The organism is Pseudomonas sp. DCB_BI, from assembly GCF_026240995.1.
In the GTDB taxonomy this organism is placed as follows: domain Bacteria; phylum Pseudomonadota; class Gammaproteobacteria; order Pseudomonadales; family Pseudomonadaceae; genus Aquipseudomonas.
Window position 1 is genome coordinate 35,929 of the sequence record NZ_JAPFCG010000023.1, and the last position, 17,743, is coordinate 53,671.

A 17,743-nucleotide genomic window follows, 5' to 3' on the forward strand; every position below is an offset into this window, starting at 1 on the left:
TGAAAAAAGGCGGCATCTTACCAGCCGCCTTCAACATAAAACGATCCAGGCCTGGCGATATTCAGTCAGCCTGCCCTGACTGGCCGCTTATGCTGGCGCCAGTTGTCATCGATCTTCGACCAGGTCTTGCCATCAGTAACGGCCATCAGCTTGCGGCCGTCCTTGAAGGTGGCCAGGAAGGTCGCTTCTTCTTCCTTGCCGCCCAGCCACAGCCCGGCCAGCAACCCTACCGGCCCGGCCACCAGTGCGCCAGCCACGCCCCAGCCCAGGGCAGTGCCCAGGCTGCGGTTGGATTCCAGGCTGGCCAGGCGCAGGTCGCTGATACGTGCCAGGGAAATCCGCTCGCCCGGGGACGGGCTGCGCGGGGTCTTGAGTGTGAGCGATCCATTGCGATACTCGCCTTCACCTTGCAAGAAATCGCCGGATTGAACCGTGAGTCTTGTCATAAAATCGTCCTGTCAGGTATTGGCATTTGACCAGGGCCTACTGAGCGCTGCCGGGGCAGGCAAGTCAACGCCAAGGCGACGGAGGGTAGTGCGGTATGTTGTCACCCTGGCTGATGCGGGCGCGCTCGCGAATCACGGCGACGACTTTCAGGCTACCTGCAAGGCGTTCTTGCGCTTGCGCTCGGCCAACCCCCAGGCCAGCAACGCCAAGGCTCCAATCACCAATCCCGCCACCACAATGCCCATCCAGCCCTGGCGCTGGAACAGCTGCGTGCCCAGCAGCGACCCCAGCGCCCCGCCAATGAAGTAGCAGGTGATATACCCGGCATTCAGTCGCGTACGTGCTTCTGGTCGTAAGGCAATCACCGCATTCTGGTTGCTCACATGCACCAGTTGCACCGCCAGGTCGAGCATCAGCACGCCCAGCAGCAAGGCCAGCAGCGACTGTTCGGCAAACCCCAGCGGCACCCACGACAGCAGCAATACCACCAGGCCAACGGTGGTGCCCAGTGAACCCTTGCCGCGGTCGGCCAGGCGCCCGGCCCAGTTGGCCGACAGCGCACCCGCGGCACCGGCCAGGCCAAACAGGCCGATCACGGCATCCGAGTAGTGGTAGGGGCCCTTTGCCAGCAGGAATGCCAGCGGTGTCCAGAACAACGCGAACAGGCTGAACGCCAGCAGCCCCAGCAGCGAGCGCAGGCGCAGTACCGGCTCTTCGAGGAACAGCCGAAACACCGAGCCGATCAGGGCCGGATACTTCAGCCCGGCATGGCTGTGGTGCTGCGGCAGGCTGCGGTACAGCGCCACGGCAGTGATCCCCATCAGCACAGCGGCCAGCACGTAGATGCTGCGCCAGCCGCCCAGCTCGGCCATGAAGCCGGCAGCGGTGCGCGCCAGCAGGATACCCAGCAGCAGGCCGCTCATCAGCGTGCCAACCGCCCGCCCGCGCTGATGCGGTTCACTCAGGGTCGCGGCCATCGGCACGAGAATTTGCGCCACCACCGAGAACAGCCCGGTCAGCGCCGTGCCAAGGATCAGCCAGGGCAGGCTGGGTGCGCAGGCGCTGATGACCAGGCCAACGGTGGAAATGACGGTCATCACGGTGATCAGCCGGCGCTGCTCGAACAGATCGCCTAGCGGTGCCAGCAGCAACAGGCCGGCGCCGTAGCTGAGCTGCGCGGCAATCACGATGCTGCCGGCGCTGGCGGTGCTCAGGCCGAACTGTTGGGCGATGCTGTGCAACAGCGGTTGGGCGTAGTAGTTGCTGGCCACCGCCAGGCCGGTGGCGGTTGCCATCAGCAGGATCAGGGCGCGGCTGAGGGGGGTGTTCATTAGGTTCTCGTGGCGGCAGGAGTGAATGGGGGGTAATTATCAGGAAGTGTCAGGGATGACGCCAATGTAGCGTTTTCAATTTATCCCTCTTGAAAGCGGATAGATCGATGGTGGCGCGCCGGCTGCCAGGGCCTTTCTGAGTGAGGTAACGGGTGAGCCCGCGCAAGCGTCTCGGGTAAACCCGCCCCACAGGCTCACTGCAGCCCTGGACCTGTGGGGGCCTGTGGGAGCGGGCTTGCCCGCGAAAGGGCCGGTACAGGCAGCCCGTCAATCAGGCCGCAAACCCACCATCCACAGTCAGGCTGGCCCCTGTGATATAGCCAGCCTCCGGCCCCGCCAGGTAAGCCACGAAGCTGGCAATCTCATCCGCCTCGCCATACCGCCCGATCGCCATCAGCGGAATCAGGCTTTCGGCAAACTCGCCGCTGGCCGGGTTCATGTCGGTGTCCACCGGCCCTGGCTGCACGTTGTTCACGGTAATGCCCTGCGGCCCCAGGTCACGCGCCATGCCGCGGGTCAGGCCAACCAGCGCCGACTTGCTCATGGCATAAGGCGCGCCACCGGCGAACGGCATGCGCTCGGCGTTGGTGCTGCCAATGTTGATGATGCGCCCGCCTTGGCCCATGTAGCGTGCAGCGGCCTGGCTGGCGACGAACACGCTGCGCACGTTCACCGCCAGGGTACGGTCGAAGTCGGCGAGGTCGAATTCGGTCAGTGGCGCCACCGCCAGTACGCCAGCGTTGTTGACCAGGATATCCAGCCGGCCGAAGGCCTTTACGGTGTCATCCACGGCCAGTTGTACGGCGGCGGCGTCGGCGCTGTCGGCGCGCAGGGCCAGGGCCTTGCCGCCGTTTTCGTTGATTTCCCGTGCCAGCTCCTCTGCCGGACCGGCAGAACTGACATAGGTGAAGCCCACCTGTGCGCCTTCGCGTGCCAGGCGCCGCACGATGGCCGCACCAATACCGCGGGAACCGCCCTGTACCAGGGCCACTTTGCCTTCGAGTGTAAGTTGCTTGGACATGCTGATCTCCTGCTGGAAGCCAGGCCGAAATGCCTTGGATGGGCGCAGTATCGGCGCTCGATTACCTGCTGATAAGATGGCAATCACTATCAGCAGAGTAAACCTTTGGTTGCCAATCATGGCCATGGAATCGTTCAACGCGTTGGAATGCTTCATCCGCAGTGCCGAGGTCGGCAGCTTCGCCGAGGCTGCCAGGCGCTTGCGCATTACCCCCGCCGCCGTGGGCAAGCATGTTGCCCAGTTGGAGTCGCGCCTGGGCGTGCGGTTGTTCCAGCGTAGTACGCGCAAGCTGACCTTGACCGAGGCGGGGCAGCGTTTTCTGGGTGAAGTCAGTGACAGCTTCCGCACCATCCAGTACGCCGTGGCCAACCTGGCCAGCGCCGAAGGGCAGCCGGCCGGGCTGCTGCGGGTGAGTATGGGCACGGTGTTCGGGCGTTTGTATGTGTTGCCTCTGCTGGGTGAGTTCTTGCGCCGCTACCCGGCGATTACCCCGGACTGGCATTTTGACAACCGCCAGGTCGACCTGATCGGCCAAGGCTTCGATGCGGCGATCGGGGGTGGTTTCGAGCTGCCGCCGGGGGTCGTCGCGCGCAAGCTGACACCGGCCCACCGGGTATTGGTGGCGGCACCGTCGTACCTGCAGCGGCATGCGCAGATTGAAGACCCGCAGGTGTTGCAGCGGCATGACGGCATCCTGATTCGCTCACCCCAGACCGGGCGGGTGCGTTCGTGGCCGTTGACCAGCCGCTGGCAGGCGCAGCAGCCGCTACAGTTACGCCAGGCGATGACCATGAGCGATTCGGATGCCGCGTGTGCGGTGGCCGAGCAGGGGCTGGGGATTGCGCTGGTGAGCCTGCCGTTTGCAGTGCCCTATTTGCAGGGCGGGCGGCTCCAGCGGGTACTGCCGGACTGGTATGTGGACGATGGGCATATCAGCCTGTATTTCGCCGAGCACAAGCTGATGCCCGGCAAGACCCGGGCGTTTATCGATTTTGTGGTGGAGCAGTTTGCCGAGCAGGGGCTGGCGGGGCGGTTCGATGCCTTGCAGGCCCTTTAGCGAATTATTGCCAGTGCCGACCCTTTCGCGGGCCCGCCCGCTTCCACAGGGATATCACAGCCCTGAAGACAGTGGGGGCCTTGTGGGAGCGGGCGTGCCCGCGAAGAGGCCGGTTCAGGCAGCATCAACAATGAACAGTATCTGCATCCCGAGGCTCACCTCGTCGTCGACCCGCTTGCCCAGCAACAGCTGCCCCAGCGGTGAACGAGGGGTAATTACCGTGACCAGCTCGTCGCCGTCACCAATCTTCAACCCCGCTGCCTCGGGCCCCAGGAACACTCGGCGTCGCTCGCCAGCTTCATCCTCCAGCGTCACCAGGTTGCTCACCTGCACCCCGCGCGCAGGGTCGTAGGCGCGCAGCAGCAGTTGCTGGTAAATCAGCACCGCCTGGCGTATCTCGGCACTGCGCCGCGCCTGGCCGGTGGCCAGGTAGGAGGCTTCCAGGCCCAGGGTGTCGTATTTGTTCTCGGCGATGTTTTCTTCCGCGGTGGCAGCTTCGTAGGCGGTTTGCGCCGCCCGGGTCAGCACGTCCAGGTCATGCTCGAGGGTGGCGACGATCTGCGCCAGCAGGTGGGGCTTGTCCATGGTCAGTAACAGAACTCCAGCACGTTGGCCTGGCTTTTGTCAGTGGGTGCAGTGCGGTTCTGTTGCAGCCAGAACTGGCACTTGGGGTTGTTGAGGTTGCGCGGGTTGCCTTGGGCTGCCTCGGCGGCTTGCTGCTGTTCCTGTCTGTGCAGGATGTGTTGGTAGCGTTCGAACATCTCCGCTTGCGCATCCTGCGGCTGCGCCACTGGCGTTGCCGGTTTTACCAGGGCTGGCGCCACAGCCTGGGCAATGGGCGCTACCTGGGCGGGCCACAGTTGCAGGGCCAGCCACAGGCTCAGGGCGATGGCCACGGCGCCAAGCCAGAGGCCGAAGGCAACACACAGGACCAACTGCAGCGGCTTCAGGGTGATCTTCAGTTCACGGGTGCGGCGCATGGCAACCTCCTTGGCAGGGTGGGGCAGGGTGCATTGTCGCATGCTGTCGGGCAGAATCCGCGTTTTTCCGCAGGTAAAGGGGAGCGGCGCATGAAAGCCACCTGGGACATCTTCTGCAGCGTCGTCGACAACTACGGCGATATCGGCGTTACCTGGCGCCTGGCCCGCCAGCTGGTGGCCGAGCATGGCCTGGCGGTGCGCCTGTGGGTGGATGACCTGAACGCCTTCACGCCCATGTGCCCCGGCGCCCATGCCGCTGCCGCGCAGCAATGGCAGCAAGGTGTGGAGGTGCGGCAGTGGCCGGCGGCGTGGCTGCCGGTGGCGCCTGCCGACGTGGTGATCGGTGCCTTTGCCTGCCAGTTGCCCAACGCCTATGTCGAGGCCATGCGTGCCTGCCCGCGGCCGCCGCTGTGGCTCAACCTTGAATACCTCAGTGCCGAGGACTGGGTGGAAGGCTGCCATGGCCTGCCATCGCCGCAGCCCAATGGCCTGCGCAAGGTGTTTTTCTTCCCGGGCTTTACCGATAAAACCGGTGGCCTGCTGCGTGAGGGTGAGCTGCTGGCCCGGCGTGACGCGTTCCAGCACTCGGCCGATGCACGGCAGGCGTTTCTGCAAGGCTTGGGCGTAAGCCCCGAGCACGGGGCATTGCTGATTTCGTTGTTCGCTTATGAAAACCCACAATTGGCCAACTGGCTCGATGCCTTGGCCTCAGGGGATCAACCTTGTCACCTGCTGGTGCCGCAAGGCCGTATCGTCGCCGGCCTCAGCCAGTGGCTTGGCGAGGCGCCATTGCAAGTGGGGGATGTGCGTAAGCGCGGTACGCTGACCGTACAGGTGCTGCCTTTCGTCAGCCAGGACGACTTCGACCGCTTGCTGTGGAGCTGCGATTTCAACGCGGTGCGTGGCGAAGACTCCTTTGTGCGTGCGCAATGGGCCGCGCAGCCGATGTTGTGGCATATCTACGTGCAGGACGAGAACGCCCACTGGGAAAAGCTGGAAGCGTTCCTGGCGCATTATCGACGGGGCTTGTCAGGCGATGCCGACGCCGCACTCATGGGCCTGTGGCGCGCCTGGAACATGGATTCGGACATGGCCCAGGCCTGGCAGGCGGCCCGCCAGCATTGGCCGCAACTGCAGCAACATGCCCGGCTTTGGGCCGCGCGACAGGCCGCTCAGCCGGACCTTGCCATGACGCTGGTACAGTTTTACCGAAATTGGCTATGATATGCGGCCTCGATTTTTATAAATCCATCCAGATTCGGATACTTCGTAATGAAAACTGGTAAAGAACTGAAACCCGGTACCGTACTGCGGATCGACAACGACCCGTGGCTGGTTCAAAAAGCTGAGTTCACCAAGTCGGGCCGTAACAGCGCGATCATGAAGACCAAGCTGAAGAACCTGCTGACCGGCTACAAGACCGAAACCGTATACGGTGCGGACGACAAGCTGGACGACGTGATCCTGGATCGCAAAGAAGCGACCCTGTCGTTCATCAATGGTGACGAGTACACCTTCATGGACACCACCGACTACACCATGTACGAGCTGAACGCCGAAGACATCGAAGCCGTTCTGCCGTACATCGAAGAAGGCATGGAAGACGTCTGCGAAGCCGTGTTCTTCGAAGGCCGCCTGGTATCGGTTGAACTGCCGACCACCATCAGCCGTAAAGTTGTCTACACCGAGAACGCTGCTCGCGGTGACACCTCCGGCAAAGTCATGAAGCCTGCCAAGCTGGCGAACGGTACCGAGATTTCGGTTGCCGACTTCATCCAGATCGACGAGTGGATCGACATCGACACTCGCGACAACAGCTTCAAAGGCCGTTCCAAGAAGTAATTCTTCTTGCAATGCCCACAAAAAAACCCGGCCTCGCCGGGTTTTTTTGTGCCTGAGGTTAAGCCAATACTCAACGCTCCCACTCAAGCAAGCGCAAGCCTTCGCGGCTTAAACGGTTACGTGCAGGCGCACATCCACATTACCGCGGGTGGCATTGGAATACGGGCAAACCTGATGCGCCTTTTCCACCAGCCCTTTGGCATCGGCCTCGACCAGGCCCGGCAGGCTGATGTGCAGGTCGATGTCCAGGCCGAAACCACCCGGGATCTGGCCGATGCCGACCTTGGCGGTGATCGAGGCATCTGCCGGCAGGGCTTTCTTCTCTTGCCCGGCCACGAACTTCAAGGCGCCGATGAAGCAGGCCGAGTAACCGGCGGCGAACAGCTGCTCGGGGTTGGTGCCGTCACCGCCTGCACCGCCCAGCTCTTTGGGGGTGCTGAGCTTGACTTCCAGCTTGCCGTCGCTGGAGCGTGATTTGCCGTCGCGCCCACCGGTGGAGGTAGCTTCTGCGATGTACAGCGGAGTCACCTTTTGCATCTTGAGCCTCGCTAATGTGCTGTGCGCTCCCGTCTGCAGGGAGGCGCGGGTTGGTGTGGGATTTAAATTAGCGCGCGATTAGTTAGCGCGCAAGATAAATTTTCACCTTCTGGCCGAGCGGCCATTGCCCAGCATAGTCATCAGAGGTTTTTTTGCAGGCTTTCGCGCAGCTTCAGCAAGTCGGCCTGCAATTGCTGCAACTGTTCAAGGCTGCGTCCGCTGGCCTTGAGGATGCATTGCGGCACTTCCCTGGCTTGTTGCTGCAGCGCACGGCCCTTGTCGGTCAGTTGCACCAGCACCACCCGTTCGTCTTCGCGGCTGCGGTTGCGTTGCAGCAGGCCTTCGCTTTCCAGGCGTTTGAGCAGCGGGGTGAGCGAGCCCGGGTCAGTCAGCAGGTGTTGGCTGATCTCACCCACAGTCAGGCCGTCGCGCTCCCAGAGCACGAGCATGGCCAAGTACTGGGGGTAAGTCAGCCCCAGTGCCTGCAACAGCGGTTTGTAGACCTTGGTCATCAGCAACGAGGTGGAATGCAGGGCAAAGCAGACCTGGTTGTCCAGCAGCAGCTCGTCACAGGAAACTTGGGTGTCGGCGTTCATGCAGGTCCTTGAAAGTGATCAAAGGGAAATTCTGGCATGCTGATCATTAGTGCGTGTGTAGCTCACGCAGTTCATTGCGCAAGGCCAGGTCCCAAGGTGGAATCGGGCTGAAGCGGCTCTTGAGGAATTCGAGCAGCAAACGGCTGCGAGAGTTCGTTTCATGTTCCAGGCGTAGTGCATAGATGCCACTGGTCTCGGCTTTGGGCAGGCCGCCGTCGCAAAACAACGGCACCAGCTCGCCACGTAGCAGGTATTCGCTGATCAGCCAGGTGGGCAGGTGAGCTATACCCAGGCCGGCGAGAGCGCCGAACAGCAAGGTTTCGGCGTTGTTGGCGGCCATGCGCATGCGCGTGGGTCGGTACAGCCGGGTTTGCCCGGCCACGTTGAAGCGCCAGGCGAACGGTGGCGCCAGGCCATCCCAGTCCAGCCCATCGTGCCCGGGCAATTCGCTGGGGCAGGTGGGGATGCCACGGCTGGCCAGGTAGGCCGGGCTGGCGCAGGCGATGCGCACCATGTAGGCCAGCGGCGTAGCGACCAGGCGGGTATCTGCCAACGGGCCAGCGCGCAGCACCAGATCGACCTCGCCGAGGTGGCTGCCATGCAGGTCGACGAAGCTGTCGATCAGGCGCAGTTGCACGTCCAGGCCCGGGTAGGCCACCAGAAAGTCGGCGATGGCCGGGGCCAGGTGGCGGCGGCCGAACGCGGCGGGCGCGTCGATGCGGATCAACCCCTCCGGGGCATTGCTCAACGATACCGCCTCGGCGCGCGCCAGGCGCAGTTCCTCGATGATGCGCCTGGCCCGCTCGGCAAAGGCGTTGCCTGCCGGTGTGGCACGCACGGCATGGGTACTGCGGGTGAACAGCCGGCTGCCGACTGCGCTTTCCAGGTTGTCGATGCGCCGGGCCACGGCAGAGGGCGTCAGCGGATGGCGGCGGGCGGCGGCAGAAAAACTGCCGGTTTCCAGCACGTCGAGGAACAGGCTCAACTGATCGGTCAGGGTATCGGGGCTCATGGCTGCCTGGCTTTTGCGAAAAACGCATAGCCATTGTGCGCTGCTGTGCGTTTCCCCGCCAGCGTACAATCGTTAGCATGCTCGCATTATTTGTACAGGCGGACGAGGCCCTGATGATCGAGTGGTTGTTGTATATCGTGCTGGGCGCAGCCCTGGGCACCATGGGGGGCTTGTTCGGCATTGGCGGTGGGCTGATCGCGATTCCGGCGTTGGGCGTGCTTTTTGGTCTGGACCAGCAATTGGCGCAGGGTACGGCGCTGGTGATGGTGGTGCCGAATGTGCTGCTGGCGCTGTGGCGCTATCACCAGCGCAACCGCATCGAGCTGCGCCATGCCGTGCCGCTGTCGCTGTGCAGCTTTGTGTTTGCCTGGCTGGGGTCTATCTGGGCGGTGGGGCTGGATGCGCATTCCATGCGCCTGGGCTTTGTCGGCTTCCTGGTAGCCCTGGCGGTGTGGAATGTGGCGCGCATGTTCATGAAGGCGGCGCCGGCCAGTGCCGAGATGCGCTATGCCTGGCCGTGGCTGGGTGTGCTTGGCAGCTTTGCCGGCACTATGGGCGGCTTGTTCGGGGTGGGCGGGGCGGTGGTCGCTACGCCGATCCTGACCAGCGTATTTGGCACGACGCAGGTGGTGGCGCAAGGCCTTTCGTTGGCGCTGGCGGCACCCAGTACGCTGGTCACCCTGGTGACGTATGGGGCGCATCACAGTGTTGACTGGGGTGTAGGGCTGCCTTTGGCGGTGGGTGGCTTGCTCAGTATCAGCTGGGGGGTGAAATTGGCCCATGCGTTGCCCGAGAAGGTGTTGCGCGCGATGTTCTGCGTGTTTTTGGTGGTGTGCGCGGTCATGCTCGGTTTTGAGCTTTGAATGTGTGGGGCCGCTTTGCGGCCCATTCGCAGCACAAGGCTGCCCCTGCAGGTGATGGGGTGCGTTTGGCCTACTGGAAACCTTCAATGATGTAATCGGCCATGCAGTCGGTAATTGGCGAGGGGTTATGCGTACTGCGCACCAGCATCACATTGGCCATGGGCAACTGCGGCAAGCCTTCGCTTTCGCCCAGAATCCGAATGTTCCCGCCAATCAGGCTCTGCAACTGCGCCGTCACCGCCAACCCCGCCGTAACGATGGCAAAGATCGCTGCCAGGCTGGGGCTGGTGTAGGCAATGCGGTAGTCGATGCCCTGAGCCTCCAGCGCATTGCAGGTCCAGGCGCGGCAGAAACAGTCGGTATTGAACAGTGCCACCGGCATCGGCCGTTGCTCCTGGGGGCAGAAGCCTTCGGCGGCAGCCCACACCAAGCGCTCCTGGCGCAGCAACTGGCCGATTTCGTTGCCAGGCTCGCGGGTGACGATGGTCAAGTCCAGGTCCTGGCGCAGCATCAGCTGCTTGGACGAGTCGCAATGCACTTCCACCTGTATCAGCGGGTATGCCTGGGCAAAGCTCGACAGGATGCTGGGCAGAAAGCGCATGGCATAGTCGTCTGGCGTGCCGATGCGCACCAGCCCGACCATGTGCGGCATGCGCAGGGTATTGAACACTTCGCCATGCAGCTTGAGGATGCGCCTGGCATAGCCCAGCAGCACCTGGCCTTCGGCCGTCAGCCGGACCTGGCGGCCGTCGCGTTCGAACAGCCGGCGCTGCAGAATATCTTCTTCCAGCCGTTTCATCTGCATGCTCACCGCCGACTGGGTGCGGTTGACCACTTCGCCGGCGCGGGTAAAGCCACCTTGCTCGGCGATGGCGACGAAGGTACGCAGCACGTCCGCATCGAGGCTCTGATAAAGGGACATTGCATCAATCTCCGAGATGCATCGCATCAGAAACATTCGTTGGATTGATCTTAAGCCTGGCGTGAAACTGAGGCCATCAACACGGAGGGCTTCACGATGAAAGGTCATGTCAGCAGCATCCAGCAACCTGCCTTTACCCTGAACCACCTGTGGCATGCGACCCTGCAGCGCCTTGCGCGCTGGCTGCAGCTGTACCGCCAACGGCAGGAACTGGCCCGCCTCAGTGATGCGACCCTGCACGATCTGGGATTGAGCCGGGCGGATATCCAGCAAGAAGCCGACCGGCATTTCTGGGATGACCCACTACGTAAGTAACGCCAGGTCTGGCGACCGTTTTTGCTTTGCCGCTGCCGCTGCCGCTGCCGCTGCTATTGCTTTTGCTTTTGCTTTTGCTTTTAAGCGCGCGATAGTTCAGGCGACACAGATTGCGACTTCAGTAGGCCGAGCGAAGGGCATGCGGAGGGAGGTGACGGGCATGGATGCCCGTCAAGCGCTGAGGCCCCATGGATGGGGCCTTCGGCGCGTACTCCCGGGAGCATGCCCGTAGCGAGGGGACCCCGGAGCGTAGCGTAGGGGCCGGATGATGGGAGCCAGCGTTTTTTGGTTACTTTTTGTCGCGTTTGACAAAAAGTGACCCGCCGTAAGGGCGGAAAGGTGATTGCGCGCCGCCTTTGCAAATGAATGTTGACCGTGATGTTGATGCGCACGCCTTGAGGCGAAAAGCGAAAAGCGAGAAGCAAAAAGCAAAAAGCAAAAAGCAAAAAGCGGAAAGCGCTGGTTTTGATGACGCGCATAGGCCGTTTGCGAGGGCGACGCTGACTCACCTTTTCGCCCTTACGGCGAGTCACTTTTTGTCAAACGCGACAAAAAGTAACCAAAAAACGCTGCGCTCCCATCATCCGGCCCCTGCGCTGCGCTCCGGGGTTCCCTCACTACGGGCATGCTCCCGGGAGTACGCGCCGAAGGCCCCATCCATGGGGCCTCAGCGCTTGACGGGCATCCATGCCCGTCACCTCCCTCCGCATGCCCTTCGCTCAGCCTCCTGAAGTCGCAACCTGTGTCGCCTGAACTATCGCGCGCTTAGAAGCAAAATCAAAAGCGGAAAGCGGAAAGCGAAACGCGCTCAGCGCCGTACTTGCTTGAGGGTTTCGGCGATGAGGAATGCCAACTCAAGCGACTGATCGGCATTCATCCGCGGATCACAATGTGTGTGATACCGGTCAGACAGCGCATCCTCAGTGATCGGCCGCGCACCGCCGATGCATTCGGTAACGTTTTGCCCGGTCATCTCGATATGGATACCGCCGGCATGGCTGCCTTCGGCCTGGTGTACCTGGAAGAACTGCTTCACCTCGTCCAGGATCTGCGCAAAATCGCGGGTTTTGTAGCCGCTGCTGGCTTTGATGGTGTTGCCGTGCATCGGGTCGGAGCTCCACAGCACCTTGCGCCCCTCGCGCTCGACAGTGCGGATCAGCCCAGGCAAGTGGTCACCAACCTTGCTCGCGCCCATGCGCACGATCAGGTTCAGGCGCCCTGGGTCGTTGGCCGGGTTGAGCGTGTCGATCAGGCGGATCAGCTCCTCGGGGTTCATGCTGGGGCCAACCTTGACCCCGATCGGGTTGTGCACGCCGCGCAGAAACTCAACATGGGCGCCGTCCAGCTGGCGCGTGCGGTCGCCGATCCACAGCATGTGCGCCGAGCAGTCATAATAGTCGCCGGTCAGGCTGTCCTGACGCACGAAGGCTTCTTCATAGTTCAGCAACAGTGCTTCGTGGGCAGTGAAAAAACTGGTTTCGCGCAGTTGCGGCGCGCTGTCCAGGCCGCAAGCGCGCATGAACGCCAGGGTTTCGTCGATGCGATTGGCCAGCTGGTGATACTTGTCTGCCAGCGCCGAGTTGGCGATGAAGTCCAGGTTCCACTTGTGCACCTGATGCAGGTCGGCAAAGCCGCCCTGGGCGAAGGCGCGCAGCAGGTTGAGGCTGGCGGTGGCCTGGTGGTAGGCCTGCAACAGGCGGTCCGGGTCGGGGATGCGGCTTTTCGCGTCGAAGCCGATGCCGTTGACGATGTCGCCGCGGTAGGCGGGCAGGGTGATGTCGCCGATGGTTTCATCGCCCGATGACCGCGGCTTGGCGAATTGCCCGGCCATGCGCCCGACCTTGACCACCGGGCAACCGGCGGCAAAGGTCATGACAATGGCCATTTGCAGCAGCACCTTGAAGGTATCGCGGATTTTTGCAGCCGAGAACTCGGCAAAGCTTTCGGCGCAATCGCCGCCCTGCAACAGGAACGCGCGCCCTTCCGTTACCTCGGCAAACTGCCGGCGCAGCTCGCGCGCCTCGCCCGCGAACACCAGTGGCGGGTAGCTGGCCAAGGTCTGTTCGACCTTCAGCAGGTGCCCGGCATCGGGGTAGGTCGGTTGCTGCTGGATCGGCAGGGCGCGCCAGCTGTCAGGGCTCCACGGTTGGTTCATGTCGGGCTCGGTCTTGTAGGTTATCGGCTATAGGCCATGGTAACAGTTGCCGCCACGCTTGTTGCATCCAGGGCGTTGGCGGACAATGCGCGCTTTTGCGCGGGTGGGTGTTGAACATGACGGCGGAACGGGAAGAGCGGCTACTGGCACGGGTGGAAGATGCCTTTGGCGTCATCAGCGTGTACGAAGTCGACGACTACCGCTTTCTGGAATTTGGCGATGCCATCGAGCAAAGCTGTGTGTTCACCGCTGACCCCAGCTGGCTGGAGTATGACTATACCCGCGCCATGCTGGTCGGCGCGTTGTGCCATGAACTGCCCGAGAGCGCGCTGTTTCTGGGGCTTGGTGCCGGCACGCTGACCCAGGCCTGCATGAAGTTCCTGCCGCTGGACGACATCGAAGCCATCGAGCTGCGCCCGGACGTGCCGCGCCTGGCCATGGAGTATCTGGGTCTGGACGACGACCCACGGCTGTATGTGCGCATCGGCGACGCCCTGGAGCTGTTGCCCACGGCAGAGAAGGCCGACTTGCTGTTCGTCGACCTGTATACCGACCATGGGCCAGGGGTAGGGCACCTGGCGTGGAAATTTCTGGAGAACTGCCAGCAGCAGCTCAACCCGGGTGGCTGGCTGGTGATCAACCAGTGGGCCACCGATGACGGCAAGCCGCTGGGTGCGGCGTTGCTGCGCGGGCTGTACCACAGGCATTACTGGGAGTTGCCGGTGAAGGAGGGCAATGTGATCCTGCTGGTACCGGCGGATCTGGAGCAGAGCCTGGACATCGATGGGCTGCGGGCCCGGGCCGAGGCCTTGGCGCCGCGCTTGGGGTATAGCCTTGAAGGGCTGATTCGCGAGATTCGCCCGGCTACCTGATCACGTTGTGGTGAGGCTGCCGGCGATAGGGCCGGTGAAGGCAGTCAAGAATTATCGATTCAGCCCCAAGGCATTGATGGCCCGATGCTGGCTACGCACCCTGAAAATATTCCTCACGTCCTTGCACTATTTCGGGTATAGTACGCGCCGGTCTTTTAGCGGGCCTCAAAATCAGGTGGTGCAAATCCTCCGAGTCCAGCTTCGGCTGCACGTCCGCTAGGCGGACCTTCCCAAGTTTTCTTTTTCAATCGTTTTCGCAAATCCCCGCCGACAAAGCTGCCTGGGTGACCTTCCGGTCTTTCAAGGCATGTGCAGCTTTGCAGCATGGGTCTTTGCGGATGCACTTAGAGGCAGACCCATGACCCAGGAAACCGGCGGCTTCGCCGCTCTCGATCTTAATCCGAACATTGTTGCTGCCGTTCTGGCGACCGGCTACGAAGAGCCGTCCGCCATTCAGCAACAATCGATCCCGATCATCCTCGCCGGTCACGACATGATCGGCCAGGCGCAGACTGGCACCGGCAAAACCGCTGCCTTCGCCCTGCCGATCCTCAACAAGATCGATGTGAGCAAGCGCGAACCGCAAGCCCTGATCCTGGCGCCAACCCGTGAGTTGGCGCTGCAAGTTGCTACCGCTTTCGAAACCTACGCCAAGCAAATGCCAGGCGTGAACGTGGTGGCCGTGTACGGTGGTGCCCCGATGGGCCCACAGCTGCGTGCCATCCGCAACGGCGCGCAAATCGTCGTCGCTACCCCGGGCCGTCTGTGCGACCACCTGCGCCGTGACGAAAAAGTCCTGTCGACTGTACAGTACCTGGTACTGGACGAAGCCGACGAGATGCTCAAGCTGGGCTTCATGGATGACCTCGAAGTGATCTTCGACGCAATCCCGGCTACCCGTCAGACCGTACTGTTCTCCGCGACCCTGCCGTCGTCGATCCGTTCGATCGCCGAGCGTCACCTGCGTGAACCGAAGCACGTCAAGATCCAGAGCAAGACCCAGACCGTTACCGCGATCGAGCAGGCCCACCTGATGGTCCACGCCGACCAGAAGATCCCGGCAGTGCTGCGTCTGCTGGAAGTGGAAGAGTTCGACGCACTGATCGCTTTCGTGCGCACCAAGCAAGCCACTCTGGACCTGGCCGCCGCGCTGGAAGCCAAAGGCTACAAGGCTGCTGCGCTGAACGGCGATATCGCCCAGAACCAGCGTGAGCGCGTGATCGACTCGCTCAAGGATGGCCGCCTGGACATCGTCGTCGCTACCGACGTTGCCGCCCGTGGCCTGGACGTACCGCGCATCACTCACGTATTCAACGTTGACATGCCGTACGACCCGGAGTCCTACGTACACCGTATCGGCCGTACCGGTCGTGCCGGTCGCGATGGCCGTGCACTGCTGCTGGTCACCCCGCGTGAGCGCCGCATGCTGCAGGTGATCGAGCGTGTAACCGGGCAGAAAGTCGCTGAAGCGCGCCTGCCGAATGCCCAGGCCGTGCTGGATGCCCGCATCAAGAAGCTGACCAACAGCCTGGCGCCGCTGGTAGCCGAAGCAGAAGCCACTCACGGCGACCTGTTCGACCGCCTGACCAACGACCTGGGTTGCAGCGCCCGTGCACTGGCATCGGCCCTGCTGCGCAAGGCCACCAATGGCCAGGCGCTGGACCTGGCTGCGGTAGAGCGTGAGCAGCCGCTGGTACCAAGCTTCGCCCCGCGTGGCGAGCGTACCGAGCGCGGTGAGCGTGGTGAGCGTGGCGAGCGCCCTGACCGTGGTGACCGCGAGCGCCGTGCGCCGCTGCCGCTGGCCGAAGGCCGCGTACGCTGCCGTACCGCCCTGGGTGCCCGTGACGGCATTGCCGCCAAGAACCTGCTGGGCGCGATCCTCAACGAGGGTGGCCTGGCACGTGACGCTATCGGTCGCATCCAGGTGCGCGACAGCTTCAGCCTGGTCGAGCTGCCGGAAGACGGCCTCGAGAAGCTGCTGTCCAAGCTCAAGGATACCCGTGTGGCTGGCAAGCAGCTGAAGCTGCGTCGCTACCGCGAGGATTGATCCTGGCGCGCTAAAAAAATCCCCGGCCCAGGTCGGGGATTTTTTTTGCCTGTACCGACCCTTTCGCGGGCTTGCCCGCTCCCACAGGTACTCCACAGATTTCAGTGCCTGTGTAGTACGTGTGGGAGCGGGCAAGCCCGCGAAGAGGCCCTTTAGTCGAACCGGTAGATGTCCATCCCCAGCGCGCCCAGGGTAAACCCCTGATGCACCACGCCGAACTTGCTCCCGGCCCCGAGGGCAAAAAACAGCGGCAGCAAATGCTCATCACTGGGATGGTTGCGCACCGCAAACGGCGCCTGCTGCCGGTAATCCAGCAACGCCGCTTGGTCATCCTCCTGCAGCCGGTCTACCACCCAATCCCTGAACGCCAGCGCCCACGGCTCAATCACATCCGGCCCTGCATGCCAGTCCAGCTCGCCCAGGTTGTGGGTAATGCTGCCCGAACCCATCAGCAGTACATCCTCGGCACGCAACCCTGCCAGTACCTGGCCCACCTTCAGCTGCAGTGCTGGCCCCATCTGGCTGGGCAGTGAAACCTGCACCACGGGAATGTTCGCATCCGGGTACATGAGCGACAGGGGTACCCAGGCGCCATGGTCGAATGGGCGCTGCATGTCCAGCTGCGCTGATAGCCCCGCAGCCTTCAACCGCTCACTGACCTCGCCAGCCAGACGGGGCTCTCCTGGCGCCGGGTACTGCACCGCGTACAGGGCCGGTGGAAAGCCGTAGAAGTCGTGCCAGGTTTCTGGCTGTGCGCTGCCGGTCACCAGCAGCTCGCGGCTTTCCCAGTGTGCCGACACCACCACGATCGCTTTCGGCCGTGGCAATGCGTTGGCCAACCCGGCCAGCGCCGGCCCGCTGGCGCCGGGTTGCAGGGCAAGCATGGGGGAACCGTGGGAAATGAACAGGCTGGGCAGCATGGCAGGGGTCCTGGAGGTTAAGATGCAGTCATCTTCGATCAACCACAGATCGAAATCCAAACCAAGTTTTACCGACAAATCATCTAAAAATCGGGAGTGATCATGGAGCCAGCGTTCTGGCAGCAGCGGTGGGCCGACAACCAGATCGGCTTTCACCAGGCGCAGGTGAACCCCTATCTGCAGCAGTATTGGCCACAGTTGCCGCTAGCGCCGGGCAGCCGCGTGTTGGTGCCTTTGTGTGGCAAGAGCCTGGATTTGGTCTGGCTGGCAGGGCAGGGGCATCAGGTGATGGGCGTGGAGCTCTCGCGGCGGGCGGTGGAGGATTTCTTCGTTGAGCACGGGCTGGAAGCCGAGGTGCGGCAGCAGGGTGCATTCGAGGTGTGGCGCAGTGGTGATGTGGAGCTGTGGTGTGGCGACTTCTTTGCCTTGCGGGCGGAGGATGTTGATGACTGCGTGGGGCTGTATGACCGGGCGGCGGTGATTGCCTTGCCGGTGCAAATGCGTGGTCGGTATATGCAGCTGTTGTCGGGGTTGCTGCCGGCCAATTGCCGCGGGTTGGTGGTGACGCTGGAGTATGACCAGTCGTTGTTGGCCGGGCCGCCGTTTTCGGTAAGCGATGAAGAGCTGAGGCAGGGGTTTGCGGGGTGGCAGGTGGAGCAGTTGGAGGCTGTGGAGGTGATTGAGGAGAGCCCGAAGTTTGTGCTGGCTGGGGCCTCGAGTTTGTTGGAGCGGGTGTACCGGCTCAGCCGGTAAGCAGGTAGGGCAGGCTGACCCGGCCCATGTGGGAGCGGGCGTGCCCGCGAACCAGGCGGCGCGGTAGATGGCA

The 17,743-nt window shown here is 62.7% G+C and carries 18 protein-coding genes and 1 pseudogene; 8 read left to right on the top strand and 11 right to left on the bottom strand.

What is annotated here, in order from left to right:
• Window positions 1-65 precede the first annotated feature (65 nt).
• From OO258_RS22430 to OO258_RS22440, 3 genes are all read right to left on the bottom strand, one after another.
• Complete coding sequence (locus OO258_RS22430) at window positions 66-446, bottom strand: hypothetical protein (protein ID WP_110748421.1); 381 nt, start codon at window positions 444-446, stop codon at window positions 66-68.
• Between the two features lie 147 nt (window positions 447-593).
• Complete coding sequence (locus OO258_RS22435) at window positions 594-1,778, bottom strand: MFS transporter (RefSeq protein WP_266032750.1); 1,185 nt, start codon at window positions 1,776-1,778, stop codon at window positions 594-596.
• 271 nt (window positions 1,779-2,049) lie between these two features.
• Complete coding sequence (locus tag OO258_RS22440) at window positions 2,050-2,799, bottom strand: 3-oxoacyl-ACP reductase family protein (RefSeq protein WP_266032753.1); 750 nt, start codon at window positions 2,797-2,799, stop codon at window positions 2,050-2,052.
• A 118-nt stretch (window positions 2,800-2,917) separates the two neighbouring features.
• Here OO258_RS22440 and OO258_RS22445 point away from each other — a divergent pair, with 118 nt between their 5' ends.
• Window positions 2,918-3,856 carry a LysR family transcriptional regulator gene (locus tag OO258_RS22445; RefSeq protein ID WP_266032756.1) on the top strand — a complete coding sequence of 313 codons (939 nt, stop codon included), beginning with the start codon at window positions 2,918-2,920 and terminating at the stop codon, window positions 3,854-3,856.
• Window positions 3,857-3,970: 114 nt separating this feature from the next.
• Here the strand turns inward: OO258_RS22445 and OO258_RS22450 are convergent, their stop codons facing one another.
• Window positions 3,971-4,441, bottom strand: a complete 471-nt coding sequence (locus tag OO258_RS22450) for a GreA/GreB family elongation factor (protein WP_266032759.1) — start codon at window positions 4,439-4,441, stop codon at window positions 3,971-3,973.
• A gap of 2 nt (window positions 4,442-4,443) precedes the next feature.
• Window positions 4,444-4,836 carry a hypothetical protein gene (locus OO258_RS22455; protein WP_266032761.1) on the bottom strand — a complete coding sequence of 131 codons (393 nt, stop codon included), beginning with the start codon at window positions 4,834-4,836 and terminating at the stop codon, window positions 4,444-4,446.
• 90 nt (window positions 4,837-4,926) lie between these two features.
• On the opposite strand from OO258_RS22455, the gene earP reads away from it, so the two are divergent.
• Together earP and efp are read left to right on the top strand one after the other, a co-directional pair.
• Complete coding sequence (gene earP / locus OO258_RS22460) at window positions 4,927-6,060, top strand: elongation factor P maturation arginine rhamnosyltransferase EarP (RefSeq protein WP_266032763.1); 1,134 nt, start codon at window positions 4,927-4,929, stop codon at window positions 6,058-6,060.
• A 48-nt stretch (window positions 6,061-6,108) separates the two neighbouring features.
• Complete coding sequence (efp, locus tag OO258_RS22465; RefSeq protein ID WP_003252871.1) at window positions 6,109-6,678, top strand: elongation factor P; 570 nt, start codon at window positions 6,109-6,111, stop codon at window positions 6,676-6,678.
• Window positions 6,679-6,786: 108 nt separating this feature from the next.
• Here the strand turns inward: efp and OO258_RS22470 are convergent, their stop codons facing one another.
• The 3 genes from OO258_RS22470 to OO258_RS22480 all read right to left on the bottom strand — a co-directional run bounded on the left by OO258_RS22470 (window position 6,787) and on the right by OO258_RS22480 (window position 8,823).
• Window positions 6,787-7,215 (bottom strand): organic hydroperoxide resistance protein, encoded by a 429-nt coding sequence (locus OO258_RS22470; RefSeq protein ID WP_110748400.1) that lies wholly within the window; start codon window positions 7,213-7,215, stop codon window positions 6,787-6,789.
• 140 nt (window positions 7,216-7,355) lie between these two features.
• Entirely contained in the window at window positions 7,356-7,811 is a 456-nt protein-coding gene (locus tag OO258_RS22475; RefSeq protein WP_110748399.1) for a MarR family winged helix-turn-helix transcriptional regulator, read from the bottom strand.
• 46 nt (window positions 7,812-7,857) lie between these two features.
• On the bottom strand, window positions 7,858-8,823 hold the full coding sequence (locus OO258_RS22480) for a LysR family transcriptional regulator (RefSeq protein ID WP_266032766.1): 966 nt from the start codon (window positions 8,821-8,823) through the stop codon (window positions 7,858-7,860).
• A gap of 113 nt (window positions 8,824-8,936) precedes the next feature.
• Between OO258_RS22480 and OO258_RS22485 the strand changes: the two genes are divergently transcribed.
• Window positions 8,937-9,686, top strand: coding sequence for a sulfite exporter TauE/SafE family protein (locus OO258_RS22485; protein ID WP_110748391.1), 750 nt, complete (start codon window positions 8,937-8,939; stop codon window positions 9,684-9,686).
• A 70-nt stretch (window positions 9,687-9,756) separates the two neighbouring features.
• Here OO258_RS22485 and OO258_RS22490 read toward each other — a convergent pair whose 3' ends face one another.
• Window positions 9,757-10,608: a LysR substrate-binding domain-containing protein gene (locus OO258_RS22490; RefSeq protein WP_110748387.1), complete on the bottom strand. Its 852-nt coding sequence runs from the start codon at window positions 10,606-10,608 to the stop codon at window positions 9,757-9,759.
• Between the two features lie 96 nt (window positions 10,609-10,704).
• Here OO258_RS22490 and OO258_RS22495 point away from each other — a divergent pair, with 96 nt between their 5' ends.
• Window positions 10,705-10,923, top strand: a complete 219-nt coding sequence (locus OO258_RS22495; protein WP_110748384.1) for a DUF1127 domain-containing protein — start codon at window positions 10,705-10,707, stop codon at window positions 10,921-10,923.
• Between the two features lie 808 nt (window positions 10,924-11,731).
• Here OO258_RS22495 and OO258_RS22500 read toward each other — a convergent pair.
• On the bottom strand, window positions 11,732-13,078 hold the full coding sequence (locus OO258_RS22500; RefSeq protein ID WP_266032774.1) for a class II 3-deoxy-7-phosphoheptulonate synthase: 1,347 nt from the start codon (window positions 13,076-13,078) through the stop codon (window positions 11,732-11,734).
• Window positions 13,079-13,194: 116 nt separating this feature from the next.
• Here OO258_RS22500 and OO258_RS22505 point away from each other — a divergent pair, with 116 nt between their 5' ends.
• Both OO258_RS22505 and OO258_RS22510 read left to right on the top strand, forming a co-directional pair.
• Window positions 13,195-13,950: a spermidine synthase gene (locus OO258_RS22505; protein ID WP_266032777.1), complete on the top strand. Its 756-nt coding sequence runs from the start codon at window positions 13,195-13,197 to the stop codon at window positions 13,948-13,950.
• Window positions 13,951-14,274: 324 nt separating this feature from the next.
• Window positions 14,275-15,997 (top strand): annotated as a pseudogene (locus OO258_RS22510) (DEAD/DEAH box helicase).
• Window positions 15,998-16,149: 152 nt separating this feature from the next.
• Here the strand turns inward: OO258_RS22510 and OO258_RS22515 are convergent.
• On the bottom strand, window positions 16,150-16,917 hold the full coding sequence (locus OO258_RS22515; protein WP_266032779.1) for a DODA-type extradiol aromatic ring-opening family dioxygenase: 768 nt from the start codon (window positions 16,915-16,917) through the stop codon (window positions 16,150-16,152).
• A 102-nt stretch (window positions 16,918-17,019) separates the two neighbouring features.
• On the opposite strand from OO258_RS22515, the gene OO258_RS22520 reads away from it, so the two are divergent.
• Window positions 17,020-17,670 carry a thiopurine S-methyltransferase gene (locus OO258_RS22520; RefSeq protein ID WP_266032781.1) on the top strand — a complete coding sequence of 217 codons (651 nt, stop codon included), beginning with the start codon at window positions 17,020-17,022 and terminating at the stop codon, window positions 17,668-17,670.
• The last annotated feature ends 73 nt before the right edge of the window (window positions 17,671-17,743 follow it).